Origin of the sequence: Streptomyces sp. NPDC051172 (genome assembly GCF_040682555.1) — a bacterium.
In the GTDB taxonomy this organism is placed as follows: Bacteria; Actinomycetota; Actinomycetes; order Streptomycetales; family Streptomycetaceae; genus Streptomyces.
Window position 1 is genome coordinate 162893 of sequence record NZ_JBFBBE010000002.1, and the last position, 18549, is coordinate 181441.

14 protein-coding genes and 5 pseudogenes are annotated in these 18549 nt (G+C 70.1%); 9 read left to right on the forward strand and 10 right to left on the reverse strand.

Features of this window, described 5'->3' with window-relative positions:
• Nucleotides 1-84: 84 nt before the first annotated feature.
• The 5 genes and pseudogenes from AB0N07_RS02015 to AB0N07_RS02035 all read right to left on the reverse strand — a co-directional run.
• Nucleotides 85-747, reverse strand: a complete 663-nt coding sequence (locus AB0N07_RS02015) for a ribonuclease domain-containing protein (protein ID WP_365831070.1) — start codon at nucleotides 745-747, stop codon at nucleotides 85-87.
• Nucleotides 748-1572: 825 nt separating this feature from the next.
• Complete coding sequence (locus tag AB0N07_RS02020) at nucleotides 1573-4539, reverse strand: winged helix-turn-helix domain-containing protein (protein ID WP_365831072.1); 2967 nt, start codon at nucleotides 4537-4539, stop codon at nucleotides 1573-1575.
• A gap of 893 nt (nucleotides 4540-5432) precedes the next feature.
• The gene (locus AB0N07_RS02025) at nucleotides 5433-6374 is read right to left on the reverse strand and encodes a hypothetical protein (protein WP_365831074.1); all 942 of its coding nucleotides are present in this window, start codon (nucleotides 6372-6374) and stop codon (nucleotides 5433-5435) included.
• A gap of 98 nt (nucleotides 6375-6472) precedes the next feature.
• The gene (locus tag AB0N07_RS02030; protein ID WP_365831076.1) at nucleotides 6473-7123 is read right to left on the reverse strand and encodes an NAD(P)-binding domain-containing protein; all 651 of its coding nucleotides are present in this window, start codon (nucleotides 7121-7123) and stop codon (nucleotides 6473-6475) included.
• A gap of 151 nt (nucleotides 7124-7274) precedes the next feature.
• Nucleotides 7275-7462: pseudogene (locus AB0N07_RS02035) on the reverse strand (MBL fold metallo-hydrolase); the annotation flags it as partial.
• 128 nt (nucleotides 7463-7590) lie between these two features.
• Between AB0N07_RS02035 and AB0N07_RS02040 the strand changes: the two are divergent.
• Together AB0N07_RS02040 and AB0N07_RS02045 are read left to right on the forward strand one after the other, a co-directional pair.
• Nucleotides 7591-8499: pseudogene (locus AB0N07_RS02040) on the forward strand (AraC family transcriptional regulator).
• 363 nt (nucleotides 8500-8862) lie between these two features.
• The gene (locus AB0N07_RS02045) at nucleotides 8863-9771 is read left to right on the forward strand and encodes a helix-turn-helix transcriptional regulator (RefSeq protein ID WP_365831180.1); all 909 of its coding nucleotides are present in this window, start codon (nucleotides 8863-8865) and stop codon (nucleotides 9769-9771) included.
• Between the two features lie 537 nt (nucleotides 9772-10308).
• Here the strand turns inward: AB0N07_RS02045 and AB0N07_RS02050 are convergent.
• Nucleotides 10309-10540 (reverse strand): annotated as a pseudogene (locus AB0N07_RS02050) (aldo/keto reductase); the annotation flags it as partial.
• Nucleotides 10541-10720: 180 nt separating this feature from the next.
• Here AB0N07_RS02050 and AB0N07_RS02055 point away from each other — a divergent pair.
• The gene (locus tag AB0N07_RS02055; protein WP_365831078.1) at nucleotides 10721-11677 is read left to right on the forward strand and encodes a nuclear transport factor 2 family protein; all 957 of its coding nucleotides are present in this window, start codon (nucleotides 10721-10723) and stop codon (nucleotides 11675-11677) included.
• 268 nt (nucleotides 11678-11945) lie between these two features.
• Here the strand turns inward: AB0N07_RS02055 and AB0N07_RS02060 are convergent.
• Together AB0N07_RS02060 and AB0N07_RS02065 are read right to left on the reverse strand one after the other, a co-directional pair.
• Nucleotides 11946-12074, reverse strand: a pseudogene (locus AB0N07_RS02060) (1,4-alpha-glucan branching protein); the annotation flags it as partial.
• Nucleotides 12075-12616: 542 nt separating this feature from the next.
• Nucleotides 12617-13054: a MarR family transcriptional regulator gene (locus AB0N07_RS02065; protein ID WP_365831080.1), complete on the reverse strand. Its 438-nt coding sequence runs from the start codon at nucleotides 13052-13054 to the stop codon at nucleotides 12617-12619.
• A 125-nt stretch (nucleotides 13055-13179) separates the two neighbouring features.
• Between AB0N07_RS02065 and AB0N07_RS02070 the strand changes: the two genes are divergently transcribed.
• The 5 genes from AB0N07_RS02070 (at nucleotide 13180) to AB0N07_RS02090 (ending at nucleotide 16531) form a co-directional block, all read left to right on the forward strand.
• Complete coding sequence (locus AB0N07_RS02070) at nucleotides 13180-13344, forward strand: hypothetical protein (protein ID WP_365831082.1); 165 nt, start codon at nucleotides 13180-13182, stop codon at nucleotides 13342-13344.
• Between the two features lie 259 nt (nucleotides 13345-13603).
• A complete protein-coding gene (locus AB0N07_RS02075) occupies nucleotides 13604-14410 on the forward strand; it encodes an MBL fold metallo-hydrolase (RefSeq protein ID WP_365831084.1) in 807 nt (268 codons plus the stop codon).
• A 2-nt stretch (nucleotides 14411-14412) separates the two neighbouring features.
• Nucleotides 14413-14823, forward strand: a complete 411-nt coding sequence (locus AB0N07_RS02080) for a nuclear transport factor 2 family protein (protein ID WP_365831086.1) — start codon at nucleotides 14413-14415, stop codon at nucleotides 14821-14823.
• Between the two features lie 35 nt (nucleotides 14824-14858).
• The gene (locus AB0N07_RS02085) at nucleotides 14859-15239 is read left to right on the forward strand and encodes a nuclear transport factor 2 family protein (RefSeq protein ID WP_365831088.1); all 381 of its coding nucleotides are present in this window, start codon (nucleotides 14859-14861) and stop codon (nucleotides 15237-15239) included.
• Nucleotides 15240-15379: 140 nt separating this feature from the next.
• Entirely contained in the window at nucleotides 15380-16531 is a 1152-nt protein-coding gene (locus AB0N07_RS02090) for an ABC transporter substrate-binding protein (RefSeq protein ID WP_365831090.1), read from the forward strand.
• A gap of 561 nt (nucleotides 16532-17092) precedes the next feature.
• Here AB0N07_RS02090 and AB0N07_RS02095 read toward each other — a convergent pair.
• Both AB0N07_RS02095 and AB0N07_RS02100 read right to left on the reverse strand, forming a co-directional pair.
• Nucleotides 17093-17521: an arsenate reductase ArsC gene (locus AB0N07_RS02095; protein WP_365831092.1), complete on the reverse strand. Its 429-nt coding sequence runs from the start codon at nucleotides 17519-17521 to the stop codon at nucleotides 17093-17095.
• Nucleotides 17518-17926, reverse strand: a pseudogene (locus tag AB0N07_RS02100) (aquaporin family protein); the annotation flags it as partial. The gene AB0N07_RS02095 and the pseudogene AB0N07_RS02100, both read right to left, overlap by 4 nt.
• A 104-nt stretch (nucleotides 17927-18030) precedes the next feature.
• Here AB0N07_RS02100 and AB0N07_RS02105 point away from each other — a divergent pair.
• Entirely contained in the window at nucleotides 18031-18444 is a 414-nt protein-coding gene (locus tag AB0N07_RS02105) for a carboxypeptidase-like regulatory domain-containing protein (protein WP_365831094.1), read from the forward strand.
• The last annotated feature ends 105 nt before the right edge of the window (nucleotides 18445-18549 follow it).

Genomic DNA, 18549 nt, shown 5'->3' on the forward strand with positions numbered 1-18549 from the left:
CCCCCCTGACGATGAAGTGAGCGTGGGGGGGGGGGGCGCGGGGGGCCCCCCCGGGGGGGCCCGCCCCGGGGGGCCGCACGCCGGCTACCAGCGGCCGAGGTAGTGGAAGGTCTGGTAGTGGTCGAACGTCGCGTAGACGTGGCCGTTGCGGGTGTTGCGGACGATCCGCATCTGGCCCCGGTAGCCGGCGGCGGTGGTCGTGTGGGCATTGACGTCGTACTCGCGGTACTGCCCGCCCCCGCCGTTGGCGTCCCAGGCCGAGACCCCGTAGTCGTACTCTTCGTGGTTCGCGACCGCGTTGTCCCGGTCCCAGAACTGGCCGCCGTAGTAGATCCACCACGTCGTCTGGTTGTACCAGGGGCCGGTGGTGTACGAGTACCAGCCCCGGCCGGCCGTGTCGCCGGGCCAGCCTCCTTGGCCCGTGACGAGGTACCCGCCGCTGCCGCCCTGGCGGACGGTCGCGTGGTCGCTCCAGAACTGGGCCGCGGTCATGGCGGCATACCAGTCCTCGTTGGAGACGCCGTTCGGCTGCTGCCCGCGCCACGGCGCCTCGGCGGCGCAGGTCTGGGACGCCGTGGGGGGGCACTGGGGGCCATCGGCGGCGTGCGCGGCGGTGGACAGGCCGAGTCCGCTGACGGTGACGCTGAGCAGCATGGCCGGGATCACGGCCTTGCGGGCGTGGGCACGCAGCCGGGACGACAGGGAGCGCTTCTCGCGCGGGGTCTCCAATGCCTCGGTCGAGGACATGGTGGCTCCTTGGGATGGTGTCGGATTCCGGCCGGGGCGGGTGTTCCCCGGCCGAGCCCAAGAAGACCGGCCGTGTGTCTCGGTGGTACGGCAACGGTTCGGCGACCGCATCACAGGTGGTCGTCGGGCGATTGACGTACGGCTGTTACAGAAGCGTCCCCGCCGCGGCCGAAGCGGTGCGTGGTGGCACGTGGACTCTGGCCCGCACCGACTGACGTCCCGTCACATGTCGCAGCCCTTCAGGCGAACCCCGCGCCGGAGCTGTCGACGGAACACGGCAGCGCCGCGACATCGAGCTGACCGAGCGGATCAACGAGGCCCTGTCATCTCCGCGCTGGTCGCCCTCGCTCCGGACACCGCCCCGTAGCCGGCAGCGGGTGGGGCGCCCCGGCCACCACCGCGTCGAGTCCGCTGAGCCGACGGGAACGGCAGGTCGCCGCGCCGGTGGCCGAGGGCATGGCCAACCGGCAGATCGCCGCGCCCAGTTGGCGCCGTCGCCGCGTACGGTCGGCGGCCACATGGACGGCATCATGACCAAGCTCGGCTGCAGCCGCCGTGCCCAGGTCGCGACGTGGTGGTGGGTACCTCGTTCGCCACCCAGGTCTCATGCCTCAGGGCACGCGCGTGGTGAGCGGCGCGGTAGGAGTGCACTCCTCTCGGGGGTTCTCCCCATCAGCCGGGCGGCCCGGCGCTCGGCAACCGGGCCTGGCCCACCGCGTCACCGCCGCCGACCAGCCCTCCAGCTCTCGCGCCGAGCTCGACCGGCAGCCGGGGGTCCGGCCGCGGCGAGGGCGACCTTCGCGCCGTTCGTGGGCAGGTGCCCCCTCAGGCCACGCGGAGCTTGTAGCCGAAGCCGCGTACCGTCTCGATGCGGTCCCGGCCGATCTTGGCGCGCAGCCGCTGCACATGGACGTCCACCACTCGGTTGTCGCCGGACCAGGCGTAGTCCCACACCCGCTCCAGGAGCAGGTCCCGGGTGAGGACCGTGCCGGGCGAAGCGGCGAACTCCCGCAGCAGCTTCAGCTCGGTCGTGGTCAGGTGGACGGGTTCCCCCTCCCTGCGCACCTCAAGTGACACGGGGCAGTAGACCAGGTCCCCGAACCGGACCACACGGGTGTCGGACGGCTGGTCCGCGGGGACGGTTCTGCGCAGCAGGGCGCGGACGCGGGCGACCAGAACCGTGCCGTCGACCGGCCTGGCCAGGCAGTCGTCGGCTCCCGCCTCCAGGCACGTCACCACGTCCGCCGGATCGTCGCCGTCCGCGATCAGCATGATGGGCACCGCGGACTCCTCGCGGATCCGCCCGGCCAGGCTCATCCCGTCCAGGCCGGGCAGCCGACCCGCGAGCACGGCCACGTCCGGAGTCTGCCGACGGAACAGGGTGAGCCCCGTCACGCCGTCGGCGGCGCCACGCACCCGGTGGCCGCTCGCCTCCAGGATGCGCCGCGCGCTCTCCCTGGCGGTCGGGTCGCCGTCGACCAGCAGGACGTCGCCTACGCGGGGTCCCGCGTCGGTTGACGCAGGCTCGGTGTCCGCGGCGGCAGGCGCGTGTCGGCGGCGCACAGAGCTCGGCGCAGTCTCCCTGACGTCGATGTGACCGTCGGCGTCGATGTCAGCGCCGGTGCCGGGATCACCCTCGGTGCCGATATCGCTTTCGGCACCGAGCTCACCGTCGGCGTCGGTGCCACCGTCGTATGCGGTGCCGGTGTCGTGCGTGGTGTCCCTGCCGCATTCGGGCCCGGCACCGGAATCCGTGTCGACGGCGAGGGCGAAGTCGACGGCCTGTGCGCGGGTGCCGTGTGTGCCGCCTTCGGCGAACGCCTGCCGGTACGACGCCTCGCCCAGCGCAGCGATCGCGGCTTGCTCGCAGCGGGCGTGCCACTCGGCCATCTGCGGTCCGAACGCGCAGATCGAGCTCCCGGCGTCGTGCCACAGGGCATCCGCCAGACCGAGCAGCCGGGCGGCCCGCTCGTGAGCGCCGCCGGCAGCGGTGGCCCAGGCGAGCAGTTCCAGCATCCTCCCGACCATCGCGTAGTCGTTGAAGCCACGCATGCCTTCCAGCGCGGACCTGACCAGGGTCTCGGTCGTCTCGCGGTCACCACGGGCCCAGGCGTCGTGGCCCAGGGCCATCAGCACCAGGGCCCGGCCCCAGCGATCCCCGCTCGCCCGGGCGGCGGCGGTGAACCCCGCACCGGTCTGTGCGGCCCGAGGGTCACCGAAATGCGCCTGGCTAAAGGCCAGCGCGAGCCGCCAGGATGCCGCCTCGCACTCGTCACCCAGCGCTGTCATGGCGGCCAGGGCCTCCTCGTACCGGCAGATGCTGTCCCTGGGCCGCCCCTGGTTCTGCGCGGACACCCCGCGCAGGCCCGACGCCTGGATCCGCACCCACTGGTCGCCCAACTGCTCGCCCAGCGCCTCGGCCTCGTCCAGCCAGCGGTCGGCCGTCGCCAGGTCGCCCTGCGTCTGCGCCACCCAGACGGCGACCAGCAGCCCGCGGGCGCGCTCCGGGCCGGGCTCGGGCGCAGCGGCGAGCACCCGCTCGAACTGGCGGCGCCCCTCACTGAGGAACCCGCCCGCGCACCAGTGCCAGCGCAGGGCGGCGACCAGCGCCAGCCGGGACCGCGGGTCACCCTCGTAGTCGAGGGCGGCCAGCAGATTGGGGTGCTCCACACGCAGCCCGGCCAGGTTCTCCACCTGGCCGGGGCCGTACCAGTTCCGGTCGATGCGGCGGGCGAGGGCGAGGTAGAAGTCGCGGTGGCGTCGGCGCAGTGCGTCCTGCTCGCCGGAATCCGCAAGCCGCTCCCTGCCGTACTCCCGGATGCTCGCCAGCATCCGGTAACGCCGTCGGCCACTCGCCTCGCAGGTCAGGACGACCGACTGGGCGACCAGCCGGTCCAGGAGGTCCAGCACCTCGGCCTCGGCGATCCCCTCCCCACAGCAGACGCCTTCGGCGGCCTCCAGGCTGAACCCGCCGGCGAAGACGGTCAGGCGGTTCCACAGCAGCCGCTCCGCCGGGGCGCACAGCTCGTAGCTCCAGTCGATCATCCCGCGCAGCGTGCGCTGATGGGCCGGTGCCGTCCGGCTGCCACCGGTGAGCAGTGCGAAGCGGTTCTCCAGGCGGTCCGTCAGCTGGCCGACGGTCAGCGTGCGCAGCCGGGAGGCGGCCAGCTCGATCGCCAGCGGCAGACAGTCCAGATCGGCGCACAGACGCGCGATCTCGGCGTGGCCGGCCTCGCCTCCGTGGAATCGCTCCCACAACGCAGCGGCCCGGTCCTGCAGCAGTTCCACCGCCTCCTCCTGCGCGAGCGGCGCGAGGGCGAAGACGTGCTCGCCCGTGACGCCCAGGGTGTGGCGGCTCGTGGCGAGGATGCACAGCTCGGGAGCAGCCGACAGAAGGGTTCCGGCCAGTGCGGCGCACGCGTCGACCAGGTGCTCGCAGTTGTCCAGCACCAGCAGCGCGCGCCGCCCGGCCAGATAACCCGCGAGCTGGTCCATGACGGGCAGCGCCCCGAGGTCGGGCACCCGCAGCGCGCCCGCCGCCGTGGCCGCCACCGCCGACGGGTCGGTCACCGGGGCCAGGTCCACCAGCCACACCCCGTCCGCGAACTCCTCCCGGGCCGCGGCGGCCACCTCCAGCGCCAGCCGCGTCTTGCCCACACCGCCCATGCCCGTGAGCGTCACCAGCCGCCGTATGCACAGAAGGCGGCGGATCTCAGCGGTCTCCTGCCGCCTGCCCACGAAACTCGTGATGGCGGCGGGCAGATTCCCGCACTCTGCGATCACCTTGGTCATGCTTTCCCCGTCTCCCCCGTACCATGATCGAAAATTGCCTGGAATTCTTGCCGATCTCTTACGGTCGGCCCATAGCCGCCTCGTGTCAGCCGCAGTGAAGGACTTGGGCTGCTCAGGATTTACGAGGCGGGTTTCCCCTGCGTGAACAAGCAGGGGCCCGGCCACAAGCCGAATGCGGCGCCCACCCCCCTTGGCCTGCACCGACAAAGGCGGTGGCAGTCTTGCGTGGTCCATCTCACAAACTCGACGCAGAGGACGTTGTCGCCTCGTAACCAGTCACAGAGCCGTCACGCGACCCGTCGGCCTTTCATCGAAGAACCGAGCCCTCCCTTGAAATCACTCGGACTCAATTGTCAGGCAGCCGAGAATTGATTGGCGACAGGAATCGTGCCAGTGATCAACCGCCTGGTCCCGTTCGGGCCGCGGGCCGACAGGGCGCGCGCCCTGTCGGCCCGGCGTTGGGACTCCGGCCTCGTGCAGGCGCGGTCCGGTCAAGGAGGCTCCGCCATCCTGGTTCCTGTTGGTCCTGGCTCATGAGGTGCGGACAACGTCCATGCGCTGCGTTGAAGATCGAGACGATCAGACCGCTCGCGGCCGGACATGTGCTACCGCAACGCCGCATCACGGCACACCTCAGCAATGTCCGCCCCCACATGCCAGTCCGGGGCTACAGGCCAAACCAAGGGTCCCCTCGGAGCTCCGTGCCCACAGCGTGCCCTGAAGAGCGGAAACAGAGACGTAGCGCCCACGCAAGCGCCGTCGCTTCCCGAGCTGAGAGCGCGAGTTCGATTCTCGTCACCCGCTCCATGATGAAACCCCAGGTCAGTGACCTGGGGTTTGTTTGTCGTCTAGACCCTTTTGAGGACTTCGTGCATCCGCCGGCAAGCGCGCCGTCAGCGGTCGACGCGGGCAATGAGCAGGTTCGGGTCCTTGCCGGTCAGGTAGGCGGCGCTGGGGACGTACGCCGTGCCGCGGTGGACCGCGACGGACGTGGGGGTCTGGAGGCCGTCGGCCGGGGTGAGGACGGCGGTGTGGGTGCCGTTCGGGCGGACGAGGTCGACCTGGTTGTCGTCACGGGCGGCGAGGAGGGTGTCGCCGTGGCCGGTGAAGGCGAAGTCGTCGATGGACGGCATGCCGGTGGCGCGGACCTGGATCTTTCCCGCGGTGCCCCGGGCGGTGACGGGGATGCGCAGGACGGTGCCCCGGTCGAGGTTGGTTGCCCAGACGGCACCGTTGTGCAGCTTGAGGCCGTTGGCGCCCGCGAAGGTGGTGGGCTCCAGCTGCTTGCCCTTGGCCCAGACCGTGGCCTTTCCGCCGCATGCGGGCAGCCGGTAGACGACGCCGTGGACGGAGTCCGTGACGTAGAGCTTCCCGGTGCGCGGGTCGAGGGCCAGGCCGTTGGGCAGTCCCTCGGCGGGCAGGGCGGCGATGCGGTGCGGACGGCCACCGGGGCGGACGGCCCAGACGCCGGTGAGGTCGGCGGTACCGGTGGCGTAGGTGACGTACAGGGTGCCGTCGTCGGCGCGGGCGATGCCGCCGACGAACGCCTTGCCCAGGTTGGGGGTGCTCGCCTTGGCCGGGGCGGGCAGTGTGGCCAGCACGTGCGGGCGGTGGCCCGGGGTGACGCGGACGATCTGCCGGGCGAAGGAGAAGGTCAGGTACGCGGCCCCGGTGCGGTCGACCGTGATGTTCTCGGGCTGCTGCGAGGCCGCCAGCTCGAAGTGGTTGGTGATGTGCGCCGCCGAGAGGGGCTCGGTCGCCGCGGTGGCGCTCGTGGCGGTGACGAGGAGGGCCGCTGTGGCGGCGAGCGTGGTCAGGGAGGTGCGGACGCGCATGGGGTGTTTCTCCTGGTGGGGTGGTGCCGTCGGTCCGCTGCCGGCCCATGGGGGTTCCGGGCCGGCAGCGGGGTTCGGTGGGGTTGTGCTCCTGCGGCTCAGGGAGCGACGATCTTGATCGTGCTGGCCCAGCCGTGGCCGCCCTCACGGATCTGCAAGGCCATGTGCAGCAGCTGGAAGCCTTCGAGTTCACGGGCGTGCTTGAGGGCGCCGACGTCGACCGGGTTCAGTCCGCCGGAAGTGACGAGGTCCGCGACCTGCTTGCGGGCGGCCTCGTCGTCGCCGGCTATGAAGACGTCCAGCGCAGTCCCGTTGACCTTCCCGGCGACGAGGGTCGCGGCGAACGTGGTGTTGAACGCCTTGACGACGCGTACGTCCGGTCCCGCGGCCTCGGCGATCTGCTCGGCGGCGGAGGTGCCGGGGCCGACGACCAGCGCGTCGAGCGAACCGTCGACGGGGTTGCTGATGTCGATGAGGACCTTGCCGCTCAGCCGCGGTCCGTAGGAGGCGGCGAGCTGTTGGGCGGCGTCGAAGGGGACCGCGAGGACCACGATGTCCGCGGTGTCCACGGCGAATTCATCGGCGGCGGCGATCCGGCCCTCGGCGTGTGTCTGCCCGCGCAGCTCGTCGACGAGTCGTACGGCGTTGCCGGGGTCCTTGGCTGTGACGGTGACCGTGTGGCCGCCGGCCAGGGCGCGGGTGGCGATACCGCGGGCCATGTTGCCGGCACCGACGATGGTGATCTTCATGAGAGTGGTGTCCTTTCCGTGCTGTGCGTGACCGCGGTCAGACGTGGACCCGCACCACGTTGAACGGGAGCTTCGGATCGGCGATCCGGAACTGGAAGTCGACGATCAGCAGGTCGTCGCCGTCGAAGGCGGCCGTGGACGGGCTTGCCGAGCCCTCGACACAGGCGAGGGCCTCGTCGGTGTGGGCGGGGAACAGGGGAACAGCTGGGCGTCGATCGCGATGACGCGAGCCGAGGTCTCGATCAGTTGGGTGGTGGTGGTGTGGAAGGTGTCCGCCGGCGACATGTAGCCGTGGATGCGCACCGCGCCCTTGTCGAGGACCGTGACCGTGCCGTTCATGGGGATGCTCCCTGAGATGGAGGCGGCTTCGCGCCCTCTCGATGTCCCCCACTCTCTCGGTGAAAAGACAGGCAGGCGAGATATGCTCAGGACGCGGCATGGTAATTCGAGGACATCTGGAGATCGCGATGCTTCCCGCGGGCCCTGGTGACGGCGATTCCTCCGGGGGCGGCGCCATCCTTCGGCTCGACTTCCACACGCCCGAGGAACGGGTCCCGGGCTTCGAGATCATCGATCTCGCCACCCTGCACCATCGACGGCAGCAGCGGGGCCGGCGGCCCGACCTGGTGCACCGGGTGAACTTCCACACCCTCACGCTGATCACGGAGGGCACCGGGGAACACGCGATCGACTTCGTCATCTATCCGTGCCGCCCCGGAACCCTGTTATAGGTCCGGCCGGGCCAAGTCCAGCGTTTCGTCCGTCCCGGCACGACGAACGGCACCCACCTGCTGTTCAGGCCGGCGTTTCCCCCGCACGGCAGCAGCGCCGACCGGCTGGTGAACGAGTGGGACGGCTCGGCGTGCCGGCAGCTGGGTGCACGTCCCGCGTACGCCGTGCTGTCCACGCTGCTGGGCCGGCTACGGGCCGAGTACAACCGCCCGGAGCCGACCGTCTCGGCGGAGATCCTCCAACTCCTCCTGGCCACCGCGCTGTTGCAGATCGACCGGCTGCCCAACCCGGAGGGCGGCGGAGACCCGCACGCCGGCGGCGACGTGTACGCCCGCTTCCGCGCCGAGCTGGAACGCTCCTACGCCACCACCCGCCGCGCCGCCGACTACGCCCACCGCCTCGGCTGCACCGTCAAGACCCTCACCCGCTCCTGCACGGCCGCCACCGGACAGCCCGTCAAACACGTCATCGACGGCCGCGTCGCCCTGGAGGCCCGACGTCTGCTCGCCCACACCGACGAACCGGTGGCCACCATCGCCCGCCGCCTCGGCTTCCCCGAACCCACCAACTTCGGCAAGTTCTTCACCCGTCACACAGGGGTGACTCCGGGAGCTTTCCGCCAAGCACACCAGGGGCACGAGTGACCTGAGACACCGGGAGTCCTGTCGTCAGAGCAGCAGCCAGAGGAATGCAGCAGGTCGAACACCATGCGGTCCGCTGTCCAGACGTGCGCACGATCGCCGTAATCGAACCAGCCCGGCTCCGCGATCTCGCTCGGCGTGCGATCCGAACAGGCGTCGACCTCGCCGGGTCGGCGGTCCCCGCACGGACGTGCCGAGAGGCCTCGTGCGCAACCGGTCGGTGCGACAGTCGCATCGCCGACTCGCCCATCCTGTTCAGGCTGAGTGCAAGGACGCTGGAACCTGGCGTGCAGCGTCATGCGGGTCGCGGACGGCTGGATAGGGTGCGAATCCGCCGCGGTAGGACGACGACGCGTGGAGATCGTGATGCAGGTCGAAGAGCTGAACGCCGTGGACCGCTCGCAGGCCGACCTGATCCCGCGTCTCGGCTTCAAGCCGCCGCGGCAGCGAGTGCCCGGCTTCGAGATCATCGACCTGGCCACCCTGCACCAGCGGCGCGCCCGCAGGGACCCTCACGGGGTTCACCGGGTCGATTTCCACACCCTTTCACTGATCATGGAGGGCAGCGGGGAGCACACGATCGACTTCGTGACCTATCCGTGCCGACCGGGCACCCTGCTCTGGGTACGGCCGGGCCAGGTCCAGCGCTACGTCCGGCCGGGCACGACCAACGGCGTGCACGTGCTGTTCACCCCTTCCTTCCCGCCTCACCTGAATTGCGCCGACCGAGTGGTCAGCACCTGGTACGGACCGGCCTGCCGACAGCTCGGGGCGAGCGCCGACTACGCCGCCCTGACCACGCTGGTCGGCCAGTTGCGCGCGGAGTACGACCGTCCCGACGAGTCGGCGTCACCGGAGATCCTCAGGCACCTCCTCGCCGCCGTACTGCTGTACATCGACCGGCTTCCCCGCGACGGTGAGCACGACGACCCGCACGCGGGCGGGGAGGTGTACGCCCGCTTCCGCACCGAGCTGGAACGCTCCTACGCCACCACCCGCCGCGCCGCCGACTACGCCGAGCGTCTCGGCTACACCGTCAGGACCCTCTCCCGCGCCTGTGTGACGGCCACCGGGCAGCCCGTCAAGCACGTGATCGACGCCCGCGTCGCTCTGGAGGCCCAGCGGCTGCTGGTGCACACGGACGAGCCGATCGCGGCTATCGCCCGGCGTCTCGGCTTCCCGGAGTCCACCAATTTCGGCAAGTTCTTCGTTCGCCACACCGGCACGACGCCCGGTGCCTTCCGGAATCCGCAGAGCGCTGAGACCCGTGGTTGACACGTCCGTCGTCGTTTCACCACGCCGTGTCCTCGTTCCACCTTGCAGGCCATGAGGTCGAGGGAAAAGCTGGAGATCGTTCCGGAAAGGCGCCCTGGACACATCCTGCCCGGAAGTCGGCCACCGCTTTGGTTCTGTCGCGGCGCGGCAAGGCTGTTCGATCGTGTTTTCGGTGCACGCCTTGCCCGAGGTTACGGCCGACGGCTCACGGCCCTCTCCGGAAACCACCTGCCACCTCCCACCGGAGTCCTCTCATGAGCACCCTCGACTTCGCGGTCCTCGACCTCGTACGCCGACTGATCGCCGGGCCTCGGCGTGGAGAGACGCGTGCGGTCGGCGGCAGTAGCGCGGCAGCGACCAGTGATCGCAGCGGTGCTGGCGGCGCTTCTGTCCGGGCGGGCACATGGAACGCGGCACGTCGAAGGTCTCGTTCCGCATCGCACCGGCCTCCGGCTGGGACGCCCAGACGGGCGCGACCTCAGCCGAGGTAATGCGCCGCTCGGACGTATACGTCTTCTGCCTGCCGTACCACCAAGTGGTGGCGAGGACGACCTTGTCGCGCACTCGCCGCCCTTGGCGAACCAGTTGCCGGTGATCGATTCGGAACGGCCCTTGTTCTCGCCACAGCCGTACACGTTCGCCCAGTCACAGAAGCCGCGTCCATGATCGCGTGACTGTCGGCCTCGTTGGTCTGCGGGCCGAAGTTCATGGTGCCGAGGACCAGTCGGCTGGCCTTGAGGCCCGTGCGTCCGAGCTGCGTGTACTGCATGACCCCCTGGCGCACGGCTTCGAGTGCGCTCCAGGCAAGAGCGTCGAGGAGGTCAAGGAACGCCAAGGGGCGGCAAAGACAGTTGACATGGACCGCTCCGCGGTGATTATCTGCCGATGCAGAGTTTGAAACTTCAAGCTACCCCCCGGTTTCGCACGCATGAGACGTTTGGAGCGCACCATGCCCCCTACTGCCCCCACCATCCCCGCCCGCAGGGCCGTCGTCGCCTTCCTCGCCGCCGCCGCGGTCCTGGGCTCGGCCGCCGTACCCGCCGTGGCGGCCCCGCAGGGCCCGGTCGCCGCCGATCACGCGGCGCACGGCCAGGGCGACTACGGCGACCTCGCCCGCTTCGGCTACCAGAAGGCCGTCGCCATCACCGTCGTCAAGAGAGTGTTCGAGCACGGTGACACCGCGGTCGTCGACCGCTACGTACGGCCGGACTACATCCAGCACAACCCGACCGCGGCCGACGGGGCGGCGGGCCTCAAGGCCCTGGCCACCTCGATCCACCAGCAGTTCCCCGACGCCCGCTACGACGTCAAGCGGGTCATCTCCCAGGGCGACCTCGTGATGCTGCACTCCAACGTGGTGCTGGTCCCGGGCACCAAGGGCGCGGCCGTCATCGACATCTTCCGCTTCCAGGGCGGCAAGATCGCCGAGCACTGGGACGTGATCCAGAACGTGCCGGACACCACGGCCAGCGGCAACGACATGTTCTCCACGCTGAGTTCACCGCAGGTCTCGCAGCCCCTGGACCACCGGCTCACCAAGGCCAACGAGGCGCTGGTCGTCAAGGCCTTCGACGAGCTCATCGTCCACAAGGACCTGACCGCCCTCGACCGCTACTGGGACCCCGGCTACCTCCAGCACAACACGCAGATGCAGAGCGGCGTGCCCGCCGCGAAGGCCGGCCTCGGCGCTTACTTCGCCTCGGCACCGCAGCTGACGGTCACTCCGAAGCGGATCATCGCCGAGGGCGACCTGGTGGCCATCCACAGCGACTACGTCAACTACCCGGGAGACCGGGGCACGGCGATCCTGGACCTGTTCCGGGTGCGGAACGGCAAGATCGTCGAGCACTGGGACGTCATCCAGAACGTCCCGGAGACCTCGGCCAACGGCAACGGCATGTTCTAGAGGCCGGGGCATCGCCCGTCGGCCCCGTGCCGGTCCGTCGACGTGCACGGTGGCGAACACCGCCCGGGCGCGGGTGCCGTCGGCCGCCTCCCGGGCGCCGCTGACCTGGCCGGCCGCCGTCGCGGGGCGGGTGTCGGGTGCGGTGGGGTCCAGGGCGCGGTGCAGCCACAGGGCCCCGCCGTCCGCGGCGGTCAGCACGGTGCTCCGCTCGTCGTCGGTGACCTCGACGGGCCACGGCGCGGAAGGGAGCGCAGCGCCCGCGCAGGAAACGGGTGACCTCGTCGTCGGGGGTGTCGGTGAGGCTCTGGGCCTGGGCCTGGACGCGGCCCTCGACCAGCGCGAGGAGCCGGGCGTACAGCACCGGGTCGTGACAGCCGTCGTAGGCCCAGCGGGGCCCAGGGCGCCGGGAAGCAGCTACCGCAGCGTGCCCGCCAAGATCGGTCGCCGGCTGGACGTCGAACGCCAGCGGATCACCGAACCCGGTCAGCGGGCCCGCCAGACCTGCGCGTCCTGGGCCGCCGCGGTGGACCGGACGGCTGTCGGCGACTTCTGGCAGTGGACGCACGGCATGCGCTCTCAAGGACGCCTGGGCAAGCCGCTCACACCTGAGTCGACGTCCGGTCACCTCAAGGTGCCTCGCGCGTTCTTCCGCGGCCGGGGCGCTCGAAGCACCCGTCAGCCGTTCCCAACTACCCTGCGGAACAGAGGGTGTTCAGGGTGTGCGCGAGGCGTTCGGCCACGGCGTTTCCGTCACACCGTTCCGCGACGCCCGTCGCTGGCGGCGTGCCCGCACCCGGCGACGGTCCGAGCGGTACAAAGCCGCCCTCGACCGCTCCACCCCCACCGTCCACGACCCGCCGCATACCGGGCACTCCGCTTGCCGCAGGCTCTGGCGGCGTCCGCAGCCCGCGACGGTGATTCTGGATCAAGGACAGGAACTTACGCATTCGCGTCTCGGAGCGTGCGCAGGATGCGCTCAAGGTGGCTGCGGTCCTCGACCGAGAGCGGTCCTGCGACGTGGTTGCGCAGGTGGGAGACGTGGGCGGTCAGCGCGTGGTCGAGTGCCTGGCCGCCCTTGTCGGTCAGTACGGCGAGCGCGGCTCGTCGGTCGGCAGGATCGGGGTCGCGGCGTATGAGTCCTTCCTTTTCCATGCGGTCGGCGAGCCGGGTGAAGCCGCCGGAGCTGAAGGACACGGCCTCTGCCAGGTCCGTCATGCGGAGCTGGTGGCCGGGGGTGCGGCCCAGTCGCAGCAGCACTTCGAACCAGGTGTGCGGTATATCGAGATCGCGGTTCACCAGAGGCTTGATGAGACTGTATGCCTCCACGAAGAGACCGAAGAGTGTCACGTCGTCGTCATTCAGCAGTTGCTCGTTCACCACTCAAGGGTGCCAGAAGGACGCGGACGGAAGAAACTGCCGTTGCAAAATCTTCTACGGCAGATATATTGTCTGCCTCGGCAGATACTTCGCCGTGTCCACCCCACAGATGTGGAGTCCGCCCCATGGGAAAGCGCGTCCTGGCCGCCTTCAACGTCGTCGCTCCCATGGACGGCGTCCGCGCGTCCGGTCTGTCTGCGGCGCCCACTTCGGCGGACGCCGCCGCCTCCACCACCGCCGAACGGACCGCCTCAAACGAAGAGGCCCAGTTTTCGACCACGCCACCATGAACCCGCTCGGCCTCGGCCAGTTCATGAGCGACGGAGCTGCCCTCGACCGTTGCAAGGCCCGCCTCAGCCTCTCCATCGGCGATGTACACGGCGCCAACCCGTCCGACCCCACCTCCTCAGCCTCCACCCGATCGACCAGCAGGGCACCCAGGGCTGAACCCCTGCTCGCCATGGGCTGCCCAACTCGACCCGGTTCACGTCGTACACCTCGCCGCGAGGTGTTTTCCCCGACCATCACCCTTCACCCGAGGAAGCACGCATGAGCACTCTCTCCTTCAAGGTCCTCGACCTGGACTTCCCCGCAGGCAGCAAGAACAAGACCGCCACCCTCGTCACCGGCGAGAGCGAGGCGCTGCTGGTGGACGCCGCCTTCACCCGCGCCGACGGCCACCGCCTGGTCGCCGAGATCCTCGACTCCGGCAAGACCCTCACCACCGTCTTCATCAGCCACGGCGACCCCGACTTCTACTTCGGCGCCGAGGTGATCGCCGACGCCTTCCCCGAGGCGAGGTTCGTGGCCACCCCGATCGTCATCGAGCACATCGCCCACTCGTACGAGGGCAAGCTCAAGGCCTGGGCTGCGCTCGGCCCGAACCTGCCCACCCGCCTGGTCGACCTGGAGCCGCTGACCGGCGACCTCACCCTGGAGAACCACCGCTTCGAGCTAAGGGGCGGCCCGGCCGGCCTGCCCGACCGCCACTACCTCTGGCAGGCCGAGCACCGAGCCCTGCTCGGCGGCGTCCTGCTCTTCCAGCAGGAGCACGTCTGGGTCGCCGACACCCCCACCCCCGCCGACCGCGCCGCCTGGATCGACCTGCTCGACGAGATGGCCGCCCTCGACCCGGAACTGGTCGTCCCCGGCCACCGCCTCCCCGGCACCGCGGCCGACACCTCCGCCATCAGCGCCACCCGTGACTACCTGGTCGCCTTCGAGGAGGAGCTCGGCAAGGCCACCGACGGTGCCGCGCTGAACGACGCCCTCGTCAAGCGCTTCCCCGACAACGGCATGCTGATCGCCGCCCAGATCGGCTCGAAGGTCGCCAAGGGCGAGATGAAGTGGGGCTGACCATGAGCGAGTTCGCCACCTCCACCGCGCCCGCCGACGTCGTGCGCCGCCAGTACCTGGCCTCGGCCGCCGGCGACCTGGACGCCCTGCGCGCCACCCTCGCCCCCGACGTGGAGTGGACGGAGATGGCCGGCTTCCCGCTGGCCGGCACCTACCGCACCCCCGAGGGCGTCACCTCGAACGTCATGGAGCAACTCGGCAAGGAGTGGGACGGCTGGGCCGCCCACGACGACACCTACGTCGTCGACGGCGAGAACGTCGTCGTCCTCGCCCGCTACACCGCCGTCAACAAGGCCACGGGCAAGCCGATCGACGTCCGCGTCGCCCACCACTTCGTCGTACGCGGCGGACTCATCGTCCGCTTCGAACAGTTCGTCGACACGGCGCTCGTCCGCGACGCCATGAACGACTGAGCCGTACCGCACCCACCGCGAGGCAGGAGACAGACATGTCCGCTGCGGACAACAAGGCGCTCGTGACCGCCTTCTACGAGCAGGCATTCAACGACTACCAGCCCGAGGCGGCCGCCACCGCGCACCTCGGCGAGAACTACACCCAGCACAACCCCGAGGCGCAGGACGGCCCGGGAGCCTTCGTCGGCTATGTGCACTGGCTGCGCGGGCAGTTCCCCGACCTGCGCCTGGACATCAAGCGCGTGATCGCCGAAGGGGACTTGGTGGTCACCCACAGCAACCTGCACCTCAAGCCCGAAGACCGGGGCATGGCCGTCGCGGACTTCTGGCGCGTCGCCGACGGGAAGATCGTCGAGCACTGGGACGTGATCCAGGAGGTGCCCGAGAAGAGCGCCAACGACAACACCATGTTCTGACCCCGCAGCAGCAGCACGGCGCCCGGGTACGGCCCGGGTGCCGTACCCGGGCGGCGTGCTGCTGCGCCGCCGTGGTCCAGCCGCACCACACAGACAACCGAACAGAACAGAACAGAACGGACAGAGAGGCTCCCCCCACCATGACCAGCCTTCCCAGCCGACGCCGCCTGCTCGCCACCGGAGCGGGCGCCGCTCTCGGTCTCGGTGTCGCCGCTGCCTCCGTCACCCCCGCTCAGGCCGCCACCGGCCAAGCCCCCGCGGGGCGCGTGGCAACGGGCGGCGGCGAGGAGAAGCGGACTCTTGACGAGCTCTACCAGGCAGCCCTCGCGGAGGGCGGCAAGCTCGTGCTCTACGCCGGTGGTGACATCTCCAGCCAGGCGGACGGAATCCGCAACGGCTTCAAGAGCCGTTTCCCGGGCATCGACCTGACCGTGGTCGTCGACTACAGCAAGTACCACGACGTCCGCGTCGACAACCAGTTCGCGACCGACACCCTGATACCCGACGTCGTACAGCTCCAGACCGTGCAGGACTTCGTGCGCTGGAAGGAGCAGGGCCGCCTGCTCGCCTACAAGCCGGCCGGTTTCTCCAAGCTCTACGCCCCCTTCAAGGACCCGCACGGCGCGTGGGTCGCCGTCCAGGTCAGTGCCTTCAGCTACATGTACGGTCCCGCCGCGGTCGGCTCCGACATCCCCAGCGGTCCGCTCGACCTGGCCGACGCCCGCTGGAAGGGGAAGATCGCCTCCTCCTACCCGCACGACGACGACGCGGTCCTCTACCTCTACACCCTCTACGTGGAGAAGTACGGCTGGGACTGGCTCGCCCGACTGGCCACCCAGGACCTTCAGTTCGCCCGCGGCAGCTACACCCCGAGCGCGGCCGTCAGCAGCGGACAGAAGGCCATCGGCATCGGCGGCTCCGGCGCGCCGCTGTCCACCGGGCCGGTCAAGTGGGTGCTGCCCGAGGAGGCGCCGTTCATGTCCTGGGGACAGCGGGCCGCGATCCTCAAGCAGGCCAAGAACCCCACCGCCGCCAAGCTGTACCTGAACTGGCGGCTCTCCGTCGAGCAGCAGAAGGCCGCCACCAACGGCTGGTCGGTCCGCACCGACGTCACCCCGCCGACCGGGCTGAAGCCCGTCTGGGAGTACCCCAACGGCAACCTCGACGGCTTCCCTCGCTTCATGGCCGACCGCGCGGCGATCGAGCGCTGGAAGCAGACCTTCGCCCTCTACTTCGGTGAGGTCAAGGGCGACCCGAGCCCCGGCTGGCTCGGACTGCACCCCGGAGCCTGACCGCCGACCGGTGCCGCCGGCCCCGCACTCCCGCGCGACGGGCCGGCGGCCCGACAACTCCTGGCCGTGATACAGGCGACGGACAGACTCAGCGACAGCCGGGCTTTGCACAGCATCCCCGTGCGGGCTCGTGCCCAAAGCGTGCCCATAAGACCGGACAACCACGGTGAGCAACGGTTCGAAGCCAGCCCTCCGAACCGCACCGGAGGTAACGTATCCCCAGGTCAAACGCAGTATCGCCACCCAAGCGCCGTCGCTTCCCAAGCTGAGAGCGCGAGTTCGATTCTCGTCACCCGCTCCACGATGAAACCCCAGGTCAGCGACCTGGGGTTTGTTTATTGTCTAGACCAATTTCAGGGTGGCGCGCCCTCTGTGTGCCCTGAGTCGAGGTCAGGCGGCTATCCCCGGGGCGTCTGGGTGTCACTTTGGGCAACCTCACCCTCGGGAGACTCAAATGGCGAGACGCATTTTGTGTGGCCTGTGCCGCTATCACGTGGGGTTGTCTGCGAAGTCGCTTACGCAAAGCAGCAGTTCACGACGCCGGTCGCCACGCAGCGACTGTCACGCGCGGGGCTGCACATCGAGGTCGGCGAGCAGGCCGCGGATGCGGTCCTCGATCTCGTCGCGGACGGGGCGTACGGCGTCGACGCCCTGCCCTGCCGGGTCGTCCAACTTCCAGTCCAGGTAGGTCTTGCCGGGGAAGACGGGGCAGGCGTCGCCGCAGCCCATGGTGATCACGACGTCCGACGCCTGGACCGCCTCGACGGTGAGGATCTTCGGAGTCGCGGCGGAGATGTCGATGCCTGATTCGCGCATCGCCTCGACGACCGCGGGGTTGACCGTGTCGGCCGGGGCCGAGCCGGCCGAACGGACCTCCACCGCATCGCCGGCGAGGTGCGTGAGGAAAGCGGCGGCCATCTGGGAACGGCCGGCGTTGTGGACGCAGACGAAGAGGACGGAGGGCCGGTCGGCGGCGGGAGTGCTGCTCATGGTGGCGTCTTCCTGGGCGGCGGGTCAGGGAAGGGTGGGGCGGCGAGTTCAGGCTCGGCGTGCATGGCGAAGGTATCGGCCTGTGCGGGAGCCGGGCGCCCGAAGACCACCGCCACGAGCACCAGTCCGAGTACGGCACCGACCACCTGGGCCGCTACGAAGGGGGCGACCGATCCAGGTGCGATGCCGGCGAACGTGTCCGTGAAGGCACGGCCGATCGTCACCGCCGGGTTCGCGAACGACGTCGAGGACGTGAACCAGTACGCGGCCCGGGGCGAAATGGGCGCGGCCGACGCGGGCCAGCCCGAAGATCAGGAGGACGAGGCCGGCCGTGGCCACGATCTCGCCCAGCAGGAGGTGGCCGGCCGTGCGGTCGTGCGTCGACCACTGCACCAGCGGTCTGCCGGCGGGCCGGGCGGGGCTCTTCTCCGCCCGGCCACCGGGCCCGCCCTGTCACCGGAACCGCCCTGTCACCGGAACCGCCCACCACCCTGGAAAGTCCAACCCGTATGAACAGCCTCGCTCGCGCCGCGCTCGCAGTCCTGGCGCTGGCCGCCGCGCTTTCGGCCGCCGGATGCGGGGACGCTCACCCAGGCGCATCGCCGACCGCATCCGACTCCGGGATCAAAGGCCGCACGATGGTCGACGGCGGCTGCCCCATGGCCCGGGAGCACAGCCCCTGCCCCGACCGGCCCCTGAGCGCCCGGCTGACCATCACCAGCGGCGCCCCCGCACGGAAGGTCGCCGAGACGACCAGCGATGCCGACGGCCGATTTCGTGTCCCGCTGCCGCCAGGCACCTACACCGTCCACCCCGCCAACCTCACCGGCGCCGTCGCCCCAATCCCCCAGCCGGTCACCGTCAGGGTCACCAACGGCCGCTTCACCGACATCGTCATCCCCTTCGACTCCGGTATCCGCTGAGGCCCTGCCAAGCTGCCAGGGACTTCGGGAACCGAACGGCGGCCCCTGACGTCGCAGTGACGTCCGATGGCGCAAAGGGAGTGGTCATGATGATGGAGGACTGCA